The following is a 13,836-nucleotide window of genomic DNA, read 5'->3' as shown; positions in this document are numbered from 1 at the left end:
GATAGCCTACTTACCAGCCCCTGGCTCAATCCGAGTTGGGCGACGGCGGGTGGCGGTTGCTAAAGCAGTGGTAACTGCTGCCAAAATAATTGCGGCGGGAATGCCACGCAGCATGTAATCTTTTTGAATTTGACTCAGTGGAATAAACTCCGATGTGGTTGTTGATACTTCGGTTGGAATCGGCAAGGTTGAGCTTTCCCAAGTTCGGCCATCAATCGTAACCTTAACTTGGAAGGTATGTTGTTTATCGTCGCGGGGTGCAGTATGGACAAATGCCACATCATAGCCTGTGCGGTTAACCGGCTTAACCAAGGCTTTATAGGCTTGTTCCATATTTATAGGCCGAACATCAGCCCCCCCAGCCACATAGCGGCCATTGGTGCTGCTGGCCAAATTGGGCAATTGGTTGGTTGCTTTATCCAAGTTTTCTGGCTTGCCAATGCCTACTGCAATAATAATCGTATTATTTTTGTTGGCAATATCGACAATTTGACTAAAGAGGCCAGCACTATCTGGTGTAACCGAACCATCGCCAAAAACAATCACATAGCTATCGGTGCCACGCTTTTTCGCCTCAGCAGCAGTTGCGGTCACCGCCTCTAAAACTGCGCCATACAAGTTGGTTGCCCCATCGCGAGGTGCCTCAGTTCGCAAAACCCCAATAACTCTATTGTGGTCGCGATCAAACTCTGGCGCGCCTCCTGGACGGGTCGATTGACTATTCGACGAACGGGGAATAAATAAGCCAATCGATTCAGGGTCGTTGGGCGACACTGAATTGCCAAGGTTGATCCAACTTTCGGCAGCAGCACGGACTTCGCCAATGAAGGGATCACCCAAGGCGACGCTTAAATCAGTCACCAAGCCAATGGTCGCGCCCGAGGCTCGTAACACATTTTGGCTATCAAAGGGTATCGTATGGCTAATATCATGGGTCGCATCAGTGGTAATCGCATTCATCACCAATTGCGAATCGGTCAGCAATTGACCATCTTGATAAATCGCAATCTCGCCAGTTTCCAAGGGTGGTACATCTTGGCCTGTTGCTGTGTTGGTGACCCGCATTTTGAAGTTAACGACCCGATCGTCAAGCAATTGGGCATCGGTGAGTTTCACTTCATAGGCTGCTTGAGCATAGGTCAAAACAGGCGAGAGTAGCAGCAAAGCAAGGCTACAACGCAAAATCCACGTTTTCATGGGGTTATGCTCCTGTATTAAACTCAAATAACATTTCTACGGCGTTGTCTTGGTTGGGGTCGCCTAGATAGAGCATATCGCCATGTTCGAGTGGTACTGGTTGCCCATCGAGCATGAAGCCTTGACCATCGCGGACCAAGAATGTGCCATTGGTGCTGCCAAGATCAACAACTGCAATTTGATTTTCTTCCAACACGAATTTGGCATGCGTCCGTGAAACAATCACATCGCTGACTTGAATATCGCCCTTGCTGCCAATTGTAAAATCAGGCCGCAAGGCTTCGATTGAGCCTTTACGCGAGCCGTTGTTAATCGTTACCGAGCCAAATGGTGCGTTAATCCGCCCGCCGCCACCAGCTCCGCCCCGCCGCCCAAAGGCTCTGGTGGCAATATTGGTGATCGTTTTGGTCGCATTCCGAATCGCTGGGCTGATAACGGGCACTTCGCTACGCGAGAGACTATTCAAGAGTAATGGTAAGGTTAAGGTAATCCCTAACACGCCCCATAACCCAAACGTATTCAGGTAGTTGCCGAGCACAATCGCATCGTTGCGGGCAAAATCATTGACATTTGCGGGCATGCTATAGCCAACCCGATTCAGTGCGCTCTTCAGTGCGCTTGCAATATAGGCCGATGGAAAGATGAGCAACACTGGAATTGTCGATAAAAAGAGGGTTAAGAAGCGATTATGGACTTTTTTGATTTTGCGGGCAGCAAAAATCGCCAAGAACAGGATCGATAGTGCCCAAATTAAAGCCGGCAGCGCAATCGTCGGATACCACCAGTCATAGGTGATCTGCCCCATTTCCTTAATTTTTTGCCAGAACTCGAAATCGGTCATCGTGCGTCTCCTCGTGAGCTAGCGGATAGTGCTGGATAGTGCTGGATGAGGCGGGAGTGTGCGCCTCTGGTTGCAATTGCGCTGTATACCATGGTGCTTAACCTGTAGATATAACTCCATGCCGTACTTCTGCGGCATGAAGTTGAGGCGTATCGTAGGTTGTCCATAGGACTTCTGGTTAGCTAGGGTTTGGATAATCGTCCCTGATTATACCAGAATCGCCTTGTTTTGTTTTACTCTTTGGCTTGAATTTTAGGGAGATAACCTAAACTTAAACAAAACCAGCACAGTCTTCGGCTGTGCTGGTTTATGCTGCTATGTCGTGGTTAATTAGCCTTGTTCTGCATATTTTTCGGCTAATTCATCGGAAATTTCTAAGTTGCTATAGACTTTTTGCACATCGTCGAGATCTTCGAGCCGCTCCATGAGCCGCAGAATCTGGAAGGTCGTGGCTTCGTCTGCTTCCATGATTGTTTTGGCCAGCATGGTTTTTTCGGCAGTGCTGATTTTGAGGCCTTGTTCGTTGAGTGCATCGCGCACCGCAGCCAGCTTGCTAAACTCGGTGTAAACAATAATCGTATCGTCGTTGACGATCACATCATCAGCATCAGCATCAATCGCCAACAAGGTCACTTCATCGGGGTCGGTTTTCTCAGTGCGATCAATGTTGATCAAGCCTTTAATATCAAACATCCAACCAACCGAGCCACCTTCGCCAAGCGTGCCGCCATTTTTGTTGAAGGCGGTGCGAATTTCGGAGACCGTGCGGTTACGATTGTCGGTCGCAGCATCGACGATAACCGCAATCCCACCTGGGCCATAGCCTTCGTAGGTTACTTCTTCGAGCGCTGCTTCACCACTTACGCCAGTGCCGCGATCAATTGCCCGTTGAATGTTATCCGCTGGCATATTATCGGCTTTGGCCTTTTCAATCGCCAAGCGCAGCCGAAAGTTCATATCAGGGCTGCTGCCGCCTTCGCGGGCTGCAATCGTAATATCACGGGCGATTTTTGTCCAGCGTTGACCTCGACGTTGATCAAGAACCCCTTTTTTGCGGCGAATTTCATGCCATTTTGTATGCCCTGACATCGGAAAACTCCTACGGTTGACAATTAAGCACACAGATTGTGCCACTCAATCATTAGTTTTTGTTGACCATTATAGCGTATGCCTGAGAAGATTGGCAAAAAATTGGCGCAAGCATGAATGCCTGCGCCAATTCTCAATTAATCATTTGAGCGAGATTTAGATGCGTTGCTTGGGCAAAGCGTCGTTATAGACTCCGTTGTTGGAGTTATATTTAATCACTTCATCAAGCAATTGGCGTAATGGCTCACCATCGAGGTTTTCATGCTCGATCAAGGCTTCGGCCATACGGTTCATCACTTCACGGTTGCGTTCCAAGATTGCGCGGGCGCGTTCGTGGCCTTCGCTAACCAAGCGGCGCACTTCCGAATCGATCTTGCGTGAGGTTTCTTCCGAATAGTTGCGTTGTTCGCTGATTTCGCGGCCCAAGAAGATCAACTCTTCTTTTTCGCCAAAGGCGATTGGCCCCAGCTCCGAACTCATCCCGTAGCGTGTAACCATAGCCCGAGCCATGCGCGTCACTTGTTGAATATCGCCTGAAGCGCCAGTGGTAAAGTCGCTCAGCACCAATTCTTCAGCGGCACGGCCACCAAGCGCTACGGCAATTTGGGCTTCAAATTGCGAGACGCTCATATAGCTTTGATCTTCGTCGGGAATCATCAAGGTGTAGCCACCAGCCATCCCACGAGGAATGATCGTCACTTTATGCACAGGATTTGCGCCTGGCATAGCTTTGGCCACAATTGCGTGCCCAGCTTCGTGGAAGGCGGTCAACTCTTTTTGCTTTGGAGTCATCACACGCGAGCGGCGTTCTGGGCCACCAAGCATAATCCGTTCGGTTGCATCTTGCATTTCTTGCATGGCGATGCGTTTCTTCGAGCGGCGCGCAGCCAAGATAGCGGCTTCGTTGACGATGTTTGCCAGATCAGCACCAGATGAGCCTGGGGTCAATTTGGCAATTGCTTCCAAATTAACATCTTCAGAAAGTGGCTTGCCTTTGGTATGCACTTTGAGCACTTCGACCCGTCCGCGCATATCGGGAGCATCCAACACCACTTGGCGGTCGAAACGGCCTGGGCGAACCAAAGCTGGGTCGAGCACGTCAGGGCGGTTGGTCGCGGCAATCACAATCACATTGGTATTGCTATCGAAGCCGTCCATTTCAACCAAGATTTGGTTGAGGGTTTGTTCGCGTTCGTCGTGCGAGCCACCAAGGCCAGCGCCACGTTGGCGACCAACTGCATCAACTTCGTCGATAAAGACGATACATGGGGCATTGCGCTTGGCTTGTTCGAACAAATCGCGGACGCGGCTTGCGCCAACGCCGACGAACATTTCGACAAATTCCGAACCGCTGATTGAGAAGAATGGTACGCCTGCTTCACCGGCAACTGCGCGGCTGAGCAAGGTTTTACCAGTACCTGGAGGGCCAACCATCAAAACACCACGAGGAATCCGTGCCCCAAGTTGGGCGAATTTCTCAGGAAATTTAAGAAACTCGACAACTTCGGTTAAGTCTTGCTTGGCTTCTTCTTGACCAGCAACGTCAGCAAAGGTTACTGATGGTTTATCGCCAGTGAACATGCGGGCTTTGCTCTTGCCAAACGACATCGCTTGGTTATTGGAGCCTTGAGCTTGGCGCATGAAAAAGACGAAAAAGCCAATCAGCAACAGCGTTGGCAACAAGAAGGTTAGGGCTGCGCCTAAAATCCCGCCCCATGCTGGAGCCGATTTCGGGTTGAACTTAACCTTGGCGGCGTTTTCCAAAGGTGCGGCAATTGCAGCTTTATTTTCTGGGTCTTTCAGCTCTGCAAGTTTGCTCGCATCTTGGGCTTTTTGGGAAAGCAACTCTTCGATACTTTCCGTCGTGCTGTTTTTATGTGAGATATAGGTAACTGGTGGCGTGTCGTTGGTGGTTGCGCGAAACTCGATATTGCCCTCGGTTTGCACGATTTCGGCAATTTTACCTTGGAGCGATAAATCGAGAATCTCACTGTAGCTCTTTTCACTGGTATTGCCAGGACTACCATTGATGTATTGATAGAAGAGCGCCAACGCCGCCACTACGATGATCAAATACACAAAACTGTTGCGTAAGAAGCGATTTTCACCCATCGCAGTATCTCCTGAACGTGCGCACACGCTCATAAAATTTTGCTGCACTCCATGCGGAGTACAGCGACCTTCAAAAATTATACCAAAGCGCTACCTACCTAGCAAGGGAAAGCTTTGTTAGCAATGTGTTAATGTCAACAACCCACGCCTAACGGCATTGGGCTTGTACCTCAACCCTTAGCCAGTGGCTTAGGAGCGGACACGATAGGCTGGTTGACGGGCAGCCCACTCAGGCGAGATATACCCCCCTGAGCACGGTACTTGGCCACAATGTTGTAGGCGGCATTCAAATCGGCGTGGAGTTCATAGCTGCACATCAGACATCTGAATGCGGCTCTGGAGCGACGGTTGTTGCGGGCTTGATGCCCACAGCAGCTACACATCTGCGAGGTATGTCGCGGGTCAACCGCAACCACCGTACCGCCGCGCTCCTGCGCTTTGTACATAATAAACGCCAGTAATTGCGCAAACGACCACGAATGTAAGCGTCGCTTGGTTGCGGTGCGCCGCTTGCCCTTAATTCGTTTGCGGATATTGGTCAGATTTTCCACGACAATTGTACTACCTGCTTCGACCGACTGCACAATCTGCTTACTCACAACGTGGTCACAATCACGCCGAAAGAGAGCCTGCTTGCGCCGCAGTGTTTTCAAGTGCCGTTTAGCCGACTTGGTGTTGCGCTTTTGCAAGGCCCGCCTGAGCTTGAACAGCCGACCTTCACGGTCTTTCCAGCGTTTCTTGCCCAAAAAGCGCCGCGTACTGGTCACGGCGGGATGGCTCAACCCCAGATCAACCACAACAACCGTCTCGCTTGGCACGATGGTCGGGGCGGGAACTGTTACAACAACGTGCAAGAACCAGCGACCATCGCGCTCAAGCAGATCCGCCGTATCAACCGCATAACCCACATACTTGGTGGCATAGGCCGGCACGCAAAAGCGGATCGTCTGCCGACCAGCGACGAGCGATAGCCGTACGGTCTGGCTTTCCCAATCGATGCGAAACGTATGCACGTTGTAGCGCGGTGGGCAGTGATGCGATCGGGGCATCGAGACGATGCGCGTGCGGTCTTTTCGTAGGGTAAAGGCACTGCGGAGCGCCTCAGCCGCTTTAGCACGGGCGGTATTTGTCAGATTGCTGTTGAGTTCGGGAAGCGCTGCGCGGACGGCATAGTAGGCCAGAAAATGGAGCTTGGTAGCATTCGAGATGCTGTTTGACCATCCCAACTGTGCAAACAGGTTGAAAGCCGCCGTGAATTGACGGCTGGTTTCGGTAAGTGCGACAGCCTGTGTGGGAGATGGTTGAAGTTGTAGACGAATCGTTCGTTGCATAGGGTATAGCATCCATCTAGCGTTTCTGCAAGCAGTTGAAAATAGCTAAAGCTCCTAGGCGCTCCTTCTAGGGCTAAAGCTTCTGAGCCAATGCGTCTAAAGGCAAACTCCTATGTATAAATACGTGGGCTTAACACCCCAATGTAGGGCAAATTGCGGTAGCGTTCAGCATAGTCCAGCCCGTATCCCACCACGAATTCGTTGGGAATGTCGAAACCACAGTAATCAACCTGCACATCGACGTTGCGGCGTTCAGGTTTATTGAGCAAGGCACAAATCTCTAAAGCAGCTGGGTTGCGCCGCAAGAGCATATCATGCACATACTTTAATGTTAAGCCACTATCAATAATATCTTCGACGATGATGACATGCTTGCCAGCAATATCAAGGTCGAGATCTTTGTTCAGCCGTACGACCCCAGTGCTTTCGGTGCTGGCTCCATACGATGAGACGGCGATGCAATCGTAGGCAACCTCGCGGTCAAGCGTGCGAATCAGATCGGCCATAAAAATCAGCGAACCTTTTAAGATGCCAACTAATACCAGCTCTGGCGCGTTAACCGTTGCTTGGGCAATTGCTGTGCCAAGCGCTTGAACTCGGTTTTGGAGTGTTGCGGTATCAATTAATACCCGTTCAAGATCAGGATGCATCGGCGTGAGTATCCTCCAAGGTTATCAGCAAAAAGCGGGTTGTTTCAGGCGTAGGGTGGGCATGTTCGGCCATCAGCAGGCCTGGAATCCAGAGAATGCCAACACTATCGACAAATAATGGCCATTGAGCACGCAATTCGCGCGGCAAACGCATATCAACCATAATATCTTGGATGCGGCGTGAGCCAATGCCTCCAGCAGGTCGCATGCGATCGCCTGGGCGACGTTGACGTAACAGCAATTTGCCTTGAATCGCATCGGCATCGAGCAAGCCCTGCCAACGCGAAAGGTTATATTCAGGCCGACTTGGCATCAACTCCATAATCACCCGCCAGCGTTCGTCGGGCAGCGGAGTCATGCCTTGTTGGTTGAGTGGCCACTCATCGATGCTCAATTGTGGTTCGTCGTTGGTTGGTTGCATGGTGGTAGCGACGGTCATCGTCCAGCCATGCGGTTTGCGATGCAACACCAAATTATGCGGCATCTGGCAAAACAGTTGCATGCTGTTCATTGCACTTAACGCATGGTCAAGCTGCGAGGATGTTAATTCCTCGCGCTCAGGCCGCAGCAGATGCACCGCGCGCCGAATTGCATGGCGCTGCAAGGCAGGGTGCATATGGTTCCATTGCTCGCGATGAAAGGTAATTGAGCCTGGCTCAAATTCAATTAAGCTTTGCCATTGGCGATCAAGCTCGCTTTGCATGTAGTCGGTTTCAATCGCTGCCAAGCGCGCTGTGCGAGCCAAGGCCGAAACAACTTTGGCGTTGTATTCGCCGAGCAACGGCAGGAGTTGGTGGCGAATTCGGCCACGCGTATATTCAAGCGAGTTATTGGTAGGGTCGCGGCGTGGATCTAATTGTTGCTCATCGCAATAGGCCTCAATTTCGTCGCGGGTAATGTTGAGCATTGGGCGAATCAAGGCTGGCCCGGTTGCTTGATGCGGCATGCCAGCGGTCACGCGCCAACCAGCCCACTCAGTGCGTGGGCGCATCGCGCTCAAGCCGCTTGGGCCTGTGCCACGCAACACGTGCAACAAGACGGTTTCAGCTTGGTCGTCTGATTGATGACCAAGCACAACCGCATCTGCTTGCTGTTGCAGCGCAACCTCGGCCAAAAAACGATAGCGGGTGGCACGGGCAGCGGCAGGCAGTCCAACATGAAATTGTTTGGCAATTTGGTCAACATCACGCAGTTCAATCGTCGCGGTTAAACCCCAATCGGCGGCTATCTCGGCCACAAATGCGGCTTCAGCAGCAGATTGCTCGCCGCGCAAGCCATGATCAAGGTGAGCGACATGCAAGCGCCAGCCATAGGGCACAGCCAAGGCGGTAAGGCGATGCAAAAGGGCCAGCGAATCGGGGCCGCCCGAAACCGCCACCACCAAACATGCTGCCGAGGCAAGGCGACCATCGCGAATCAGGGTTGTTTCAATATCGAGTAGTTGGGACATAGCTGGGTTCTCGTTGCCAAGTGGTGCCACGCTTGATGATAGCACATTTTTGCGGCTGATTCGATCAATCGAACGATGGAGTAGTTGGGTATTGGGGATCGGAAGTTGGGGATCGGGGGTTGGCACCGCGAAGAACTTTTTTTGTCACGAATTGCACGAAGAGCACAAAGCTGTTTTTTTAACCACGAAGTGCCCGAAGATTCTTTTTTTAGCCACGAATTGCATGAATTGCCCGAACAATGTTCCGATAGCCCATAGCCCATAGCCTACAGCCCAGCATCAACTGATTAGCACTTGATTAACAACCGATGGGAAGCAGGCGACCTATGTTATGCTGATAGAAGCCAGCCTGATGCAGACCATTCTAGGAACAAATACCCAGTATCAGGCGTTGTTCAGTTGCCTATCAGTTAATGACGCATGGAACCGTTAACATTGCTAAACTGACGGCATGGGCTTTGCTTAAAATTGACAGTAATTGTGCTTAGCGGCATACTACGTGATCAATCCCCAATTTGGTCAATTAAGATCAAGACTTCTAGGGCAGGTTTGGCCAAAGTTGGTATGCTATAATGCCGCGCAGCGACTTAATTCAGGGTGTAAGGATAATTCAATGAGTTCAACACCGCTTCGGGATCGGATTGATCAACGTGCTCACCATGATCCAAATCCATTAAAACCAACGCTGCTTGAGCCAGCCCCGCCACCAGAAGAACCGGTGGATTTAGACGAGGCTGCTGCGAAAACCGTTCCCCAACGTCGCGGCTGGTCGGTCGTCAAAGAGATTATCGAGACGGTCGTTTTTGTGCTTTTGGTCTTTTTTATTGTGCGTGGCTTATTGCAAAATTTCCGCATCGAAGGCTCAAGTATGTTCCCCACCATGCACGATCAGCAATATATTTTGGTTAATAAAGCCTTATATATGCATTTTGATTTAAATGCCCCATTGCGCTTGTTGCCTGGCCGTGGCGAGCTTGAACAAAATGTGGTTTATCCCTTCCGAAAGCCACAACAAGGCGATATTGTGGTGTTCTTGGCTCCCGAATCGGCGCACGACGAGCCGGATAAAGACTATATCAAACGGGTGATTGGGATCGAAGGCGATAAAGTAACCTTGCTCGATGGCCAAGTCTATGTCAACGATCAACTGCTTGATGAAGCGGAATACCTTGATGCTGGCACGCAAACCAACTGCAAAGGCTACGCTTCAACCTGCACCGTCGATGTGCCTGCTGGCCATGTTTTTGTGATGGGTGATAATCGCAATAATAGCAGCGATTCGCGCGAATGGGGGCCATTGCCGCTCGATAATGTGATTGGCAAAGCATGGCTCTCGTATTGGCCCAAAGAAGATTGGGGCGTTGTGCAAACCCCTAGTTATGCATCACCAACTGATCAATGAACGATTTCGAGCAACCTGAAGTAAAAACAACCCGTTTGGCGCTTGATGATACGCTGCCTTTGCCGGTTGCTGCTCCAAGCGCCGATGAAATTGCTTGGCTTGAGCAATCGCAAACACCACTGCCTGCGCCGCCAACACCAGCGCCGCAACGCCCGCGTTTGCGTAATTCGTGGCAGTTGTTTGCAAGTTTAATTTTGAGTTTTTTGATTTTACGCAGTTTGATTCAAAATTTTCAAATCGAGGGCGAAAGCATGGAACCAACCATGCAAACCAAACAATATGTGTTGGTCAATAAAGCAATTTATGCGCACCTCGATTTGAACGCGCCCTTGCGCTTGTGGCCAGGCCATGGCGATTTACCCAAAAAATTTCTCTATTTGCTGCACCCGCCTGAACGTGGCGATATTATTGTGTTTCTCGCGCCCCCAGCTGCCCACGATTTGCCCGACAAAGATTATATCAAGCGGGTGATTGGGGTTGGCGGCGATACGATTCGGATTCGCGAGGGCAAGGTTTGGGTGAACGATCAACAATTAACCGAGGATTATATTGGCGAGGTTGAAACCCTCTGCGATACCCATTGCGAGCTAACCGTGCCTAAAGGCCATGTCTTTGTGATGGGTGATAATCGGCCATTTAGCAGCGATTCAAGGCGCTGGGGGCCATTGCCCTTAGAATATGTGATTGGCAAGGCATTGGTTAGTTATTGGCCCAAAGATCGCTGGACTAGCTACTAGATGTAATGGTTCATCACGTTAACCACTGCCTGATCCCCTCACCCCAACCCCTCTCCCGTGCGCGGGCGAGGGGGTTTAACGCTGTGGTTCTGCCCCAATTCGTCGGTTAAAACGGTGCTCCCCCTCGCCCGCGTCCAGTGGGAGAGGGGGTTGGGGGGTGAGGGAACGCGGTTGTCAATCCAATGTACCAATACAACTAATCAATTAATCAAATGGAGGCTGGGCGATGATTTCGCCCAGCCTCATTTTTTAGTTAACGAATCCCTAGCAAAAGATCGGTTTCATACTCTTCGCGTTCGGGCAAGCTCACCCGCGATTCGATCAGCGAAAAATGTTCATGGCTCAGCAAATCGCCGCGTAACTCCTCGGGCAAGGCCAAAAAGCCCCATGTCGGCGCAATTTGGGTGCGATGCTCAAGCAACGATTGCAATTTCGTCGTTAGATATTGGCTAATTTCAATCGCGGTGGTTGTGCGTGGATCATCGACATACCGTTCGAGATCGGTTTCTGGATCGTCGAGCGGCGTTTTATCGCCACGAGCTTGCATATATTCCCATGCTTTGCGCCAAATCGAGCGCCGATAGGCAGTGTAGTAGAGTTTCTTTGGTTCCCACGCTGGGCCAGCCTCAGGAAACTGCTCGGGATCGCCTGCTGCATGGAAGGCAGCAACCGTGATTTTGTGGGCCATAATATGGTCGGGGTGGCCATAACTGCCATTTTCATCGTAGCTAATCAACACATCTGGTTGATATTGGCGCACTAAGGCGACCAAACGCGCCGTGGCTGCTTGTAAATCAGCTTTGTTAAACGATTCAGGGTGATCGTTGGCTGGAGTATTGATCATGCCCGAATCGCGGTAGGCCAACTGATGAAACTCGGTGATATTGAGCAGCGCAATCGCCTTTGCCAATTCCACATCGCGAATTTCGGCCAAGCGCTCTTTGTTTTCAGGCGTGTTTAATTCGGCATCTACAATTTCGCCTTCTTCGCCACGAGTACAGGTTACTAAAACGACCCGCACTCCTTCCTCGTGATACTTCAGCGCAATGCCGCCTGTTGAAATCACTTCATCATCAGGGTGGGCATGCACAAGCATAATCGTTGGTCGATGGTCAGTCATGAACATTCCTTTCAATGCTATGGTGCATGCCTACTATTGTGCCACGAAAACGCGTTAACGATCAGTTAACGTTGTAGTTGGCTGGCCGCCGCTTGGTCGATCAGCCAATCGGCATTTTGAATCAGGCTGGCAGGGTAGTTTTGATAGTTGCCAGTTTGCTCAAACAGCTCGCGAATAACGCTAGCTTTATCATCGCCTGCGGCCAAAAAGAGCTTGCTGAGCGCATTGTTGATCACCGGCGCGGTCAATGAAATACGATATTGCTTGAGTTTGGCAACCCATGTTTCGGCGACCAACACATCGTCGCGGCCCAAAATATCGCTTTCGGGAAAGAGTGAGGCGGTATGACCATCGTTGCCTAAGCCCAGCAGCATCGTATCGAATTGCGGCAATTGGCCTTCTGCTAGCCCAAAGATGCGTTTGATTTCGTGGGCATACAAGCTGGCGGCGCTTTCTGGAGCCAACTCGCCGCGTATCCGCAGCACATTGGCAACTGGTATCGGAATATGATCGATTAAGGCGATTTTGGTCATACGATAGTTGCTTTGGGCATCGTCTGGCCCGACGCAGCGCTCATCGCCCCAAAATAAAAATGTGCGACCCCAGGTGATTTTGTGCAGATACTGGGGGCTGGCTAATAATTCAAACAGCGCTTTGGGCGTTGAGCCACCAGACAACGCGATAATCCAACGGCCACGTTGGACGATGGCGGTTTGAGCCTCGGCTACCAGCCGATCAGCCGCGAGAATCATCAGTTCCTCGCGGCTTGGGGCAATTTGCAGCGTCATACATGTGCTCCATGCGGATCGGTTGCTTGGGCAATGGCGGCGACAATCGCCAAGGCCCGTTCATAAACCCGATCATGACTATACATATTCAATTCATTTAAGAGCAAGAGGCTATCGCTGGGATTCGGCAATTCGCTCATTTGGCAGCGGGTTTCCGTATCAAGCAGCAGGTTGGCGAGCAAGGCTTGTTTGTTGCTGCTGCGGCCAACCGTAATCGTCGCCTTGTGCTTGGCAGCTTGCAGCTCGATAAACGGCACTTCTTCGCCAGTTCGATCGCTGGTTTGCATGCTGATTGTGACCGTGCCATTGCGATGCTTGAAATTGCAGAGCAAGGTTTCGCTATTGCCGCTCGCGCTGACCAGTTGCCAATCAAGGCAGGTTGCAATCCAGCCGATGCTCAGCAAGCCTGCTGCTTGATGTCGCCCGGTGGTGACTTTGATGCTGCTGATATGTTCGAGCACTGGGCGCATGGCCATTGCATCGAAAATTTGGGCAAATGCTGTGCGCCACGGAGTCAAGCGTGCCCATGTCAAATCGCTGACCGCATCGGTTTGGTCGCTCGTCATCATGGTGTTTAAGCGTGCCAAATCCGGCAGCGGGTCGAGAAAATCAGCAGAATCCATAATCCAGCGATCGGCATGGGCAAAGAGTTGGGTGCGCACGTTGCTGGCTGGGTGCAACGGGCCGGGCCACCATACAAACAAGGGCAAATCGGAAACGACCAAGGGCAGCACGGTGCCAGGCAAGCGGCGGCGCATCTGTTCGCCAACTGCGAAAGTAATTTGCTCGCAACACACTTGCTCGTGTTCTTCGCTGCTTGGCTGGCACACCGTGCTAACCCACGCGCTGAGTTCTTCAGGCTCGTTGGCAGTTTCGATCAAAATTGCGCGACAAGGATGCACGCCAAACACTTGCGGCAAGGCAGTGCGAATCCGCTTAGCCAGTTCTTGATTTGCCCCATAGCCAATCACGGTCATGGTACAAACGCGGGTCATCACATGGTTGGCATCGCGATGCTGATCGCCTAAATCACGCCACAAATCGCGCAGTTGGTCTTCAATCTCAGCAACATTCGCTGGACGCGGGCTATTGGAAATTTCGCCCATCATGGTTGCCACC

General features: G+C 51.3%; 12 protein-coding genes. 2 read left to right on the top strand and 10 right to left on the bottom strand.

Going from position 1 to position 13,836, the window contains the following annotated elements:
- Positions 1–6 precede the first annotated feature (6 nt).
- The 7 genes from C5S61_RS10440 to tilS all read right to left on the bottom strand — a co-directional run bounded on the left by C5S61_RS10440 (position 7) and on the right by tilS (position 8,670).
- Positions 7–1,197 (bottom strand): vWA domain-containing protein, encoded by a 1,191-nt coding sequence (locus C5S61_RS10440; protein WP_110515001.1) that lies wholly within the window; start codon positions 1,195–1,197, stop codon positions 7–9.
- A gap of 4 nt (positions 1,198–1,201) precedes the next feature.
- On the bottom strand, positions 1,202–2,038 hold the full coding sequence (locus C5S61_RS10435) for an FHA domain-containing protein (protein ID WP_110515000.1): 837 nt from the start codon (positions 2,036–2,038) through the stop codon (positions 1,202–1,204).
- A 330-nt stretch (positions 2,039–2,368) separates the two neighbouring features.
- Entirely contained in the window at positions 2,369–3,127 is a 759-nt protein-coding gene (locus tag C5S61_RS10430) for a YebC/PmpR family DNA-binding transcriptional regulator (protein ID WP_110514999.1), read from the bottom strand.
- A 156-nt stretch (positions 3,128–3,283) separates the two neighbouring features.
- Positions 3,284–5,239, bottom strand: a complete 1,956-nt coding sequence (ftsH, locus tag C5S61_RS10425; protein ID WP_110514998.1) for an ATP-dependent zinc metalloprotease FtsH — start codon at positions 5,237–5,239, stop codon at positions 3,284–3,286.
- Between the two features lie 170 nt (positions 5,240–5,409).
- A complete protein-coding gene (locus tag C5S61_RS10420) occupies positions 5,410–6,570 on the bottom strand; it encodes an RNA-guided endonuclease InsQ/TnpB family protein (protein WP_164689346.1) in 1,161 nt (386 codons plus the stop codon).
- Between the two features lie 110 nt (positions 6,571–6,680).
- Positions 6,681–7,220, bottom strand: coding sequence for a hypoxanthine phosphoribosyltransferase (gene hpt, locus C5S61_RS10415; RefSeq protein WP_110514996.1), 540 nt, complete (start codon positions 7,218–7,220; stop codon positions 6,681–6,683).
- Positions 7,210–8,670 (bottom strand): tRNA lysidine(34) synthetase TilS, encoded by a 1,461-nt coding sequence (gene tilS, locus C5S61_RS10410; RefSeq protein WP_110514995.1) that lies wholly within the window; start codon positions 8,668–8,670, stop codon positions 7,210–7,212. The genes hpt and tilS overlap by 11 nt, the downstream gene beginning before the upstream one ends.
- Positions 8,671–9,283: 613 nt before the next feature.
- On the opposite strand from tilS, the gene lepB (C5S61_RS10405) reads away from it, so the two are divergent.
- Positions 9,284–10,072: a signal peptidase I gene (gene lepB, locus C5S61_RS10405; protein ID WP_110514994.1), complete on the top strand. Its 789-nt coding sequence runs from the start codon at positions 9,284–9,286 to the stop codon at positions 10,070–10,072.
- Positions 10,069–10,809 (top strand): signal peptidase I, encoded by a 741-nt coding sequence (lepB, locus tag C5S61_RS10400; RefSeq protein ID WP_110514993.1) that lies wholly within the window; start codon positions 10,069–10,071, stop codon positions 10,807–10,809. The genes lepB (C5S61_RS10405) and lepB (C5S61_RS10400) overlap by 4 nt, the downstream gene beginning before the upstream one ends.
- A 253-nt stretch (positions 10,810–11,062) precedes the next feature.
- On the opposite strand, the gene C5S61_RS10395 is transcribed toward lepB (C5S61_RS10400), so the two are convergent.
- The 3 genes from C5S61_RS10395 to C5S61_RS10385 form a co-directional block, all read right to left on the bottom strand.
- Complete coding sequence (locus tag C5S61_RS10395; RefSeq protein ID WP_164689344.1) at positions 11,063–11,929, bottom strand: PIG-L family deacetylase; 867 nt, start codon at positions 11,927–11,929, stop codon at positions 11,063–11,065.
- A gap of 65 nt (positions 11,930–11,994) precedes the next feature.
- The gene (gene pgl / locus C5S61_RS10390) at positions 11,995–12,717 is read right to left on the bottom strand and encodes a 6-phosphogluconolactonase (RefSeq protein WP_110514991.1); all 723 of its coding nucleotides are present in this window, start codon (positions 12,715–12,717) and stop codon (positions 11,995–11,997) included.
- Positions 12,714–13,826 carry a glucose-6-phosphate dehydrogenase assembly protein OpcA gene (locus C5S61_RS10385; protein ID WP_110514990.1) on the bottom strand — a complete coding sequence of 371 codons (1,113 nt, stop codon included), beginning with the start codon at positions 13,824–13,826 and terminating at the stop codon, positions 12,714–12,716. The genes pgl and C5S61_RS10385 overlap by 4 nt, the downstream gene beginning before the upstream one ends.
- Positions 13,827–13,836 lie beyond the last annotated feature (10 nt).

This window comes from Herpetosiphon llansteffanensis (assembly GCF_003205875.1).
Taxonomy (GTDB): Bacteria; Chloroflexota; Chloroflexia; order Chloroflexales; family Herpetosiphonaceae; genus Herpetosiphon; species Herpetosiphon llansteffanensis.
This window is presented reverse-complemented; position numbering and strand designations above follow the sequence as displayed.

What these genes read in the sequence shown, in the direction of transcription:
- C5S61_RS10440 (WP_110515001.1), bottom strand. Translation starts at nt 1,197, where the DNA reads ATGAAAACGTGGATTTTGCGTTGTAGCCTTGCTTTGCTGCTACTCTCG.
- C5S61_RS10435 (WP_110515000.1), bottom strand. Translation starts at nt 2,038, where the DNA reads ATGACCGATTTCGAGTTCTGGCAAAAAATTAAGGAAATGGGGCAGATC.
- C5S61_RS10430 (WP_110514999.1), bottom strand. Translation starts at nt 3,127, where the DNA reads ATGTCAGGGCATACAAAATGGCATGAAATTCGCCGCAAAAAAGGGGTT.
- ftsH (WP_110514998.1), bottom strand. Translation starts at nt 5,239, where the DNA reads ATGGGTGAAAATCGCTTCTTACGCAACAGTTTTGTGTATTTGATCATC.
- C5S61_RS10420 (WP_164689346.1), bottom strand. Translation starts at nt 6,570, where the DNA reads ATGCAACGAACGATTCGTCTACAACTTCAACCATCTCCCACACAGGCT.
- hpt (WP_110514996.1), bottom strand. Translation starts at nt 7,220, where the DNA reads ATGCATCCTGATCTTGAACGGGTATTAATTGATACCGCAACACTCCAA.
- tilS (WP_110514995.1), bottom strand. Translation starts at nt 8,670, where the DNA reads ATGTCCCAACTACTCGATATTGAAACAACCCTGATTCGCGATGGTCGC.
- lepB (WP_110514994.1), top strand. Translation starts at nt 9,284, where the DNA reads ATGAGTTCAACACCGCTTCGGGATCGGATTGATCAACGTGCTCACCAT.
- lepB (WP_110514993.1), top strand. Translation starts at nt 10,069, where the DNA reads ATGAACGATTTCGAGCAACCTGAAGTAAAAACAACCCGTTTGGCGCTT.
- C5S61_RS10395 (WP_164689344.1), bottom strand. Translation starts at nt 11,929, where the DNA reads ATGACTGACCATCGACCAACGATTATGCTTGTGCATGCCCACCCTGAT.
- pgl (WP_110514991.1), bottom strand. Translation starts at nt 12,717, where the DNA reads ATGACGCTGCAAATTGCCCCAAGCCGCGAGGAACTGATGATTCTCGCG.
- C5S61_RS10385 (WP_110514990.1), bottom strand. Translation starts at nt 13,826, where the DNA reads ATGATGGGCGAAATTTCCAATAGCCCGCGTCCAGCGAATGTTGCTGAG.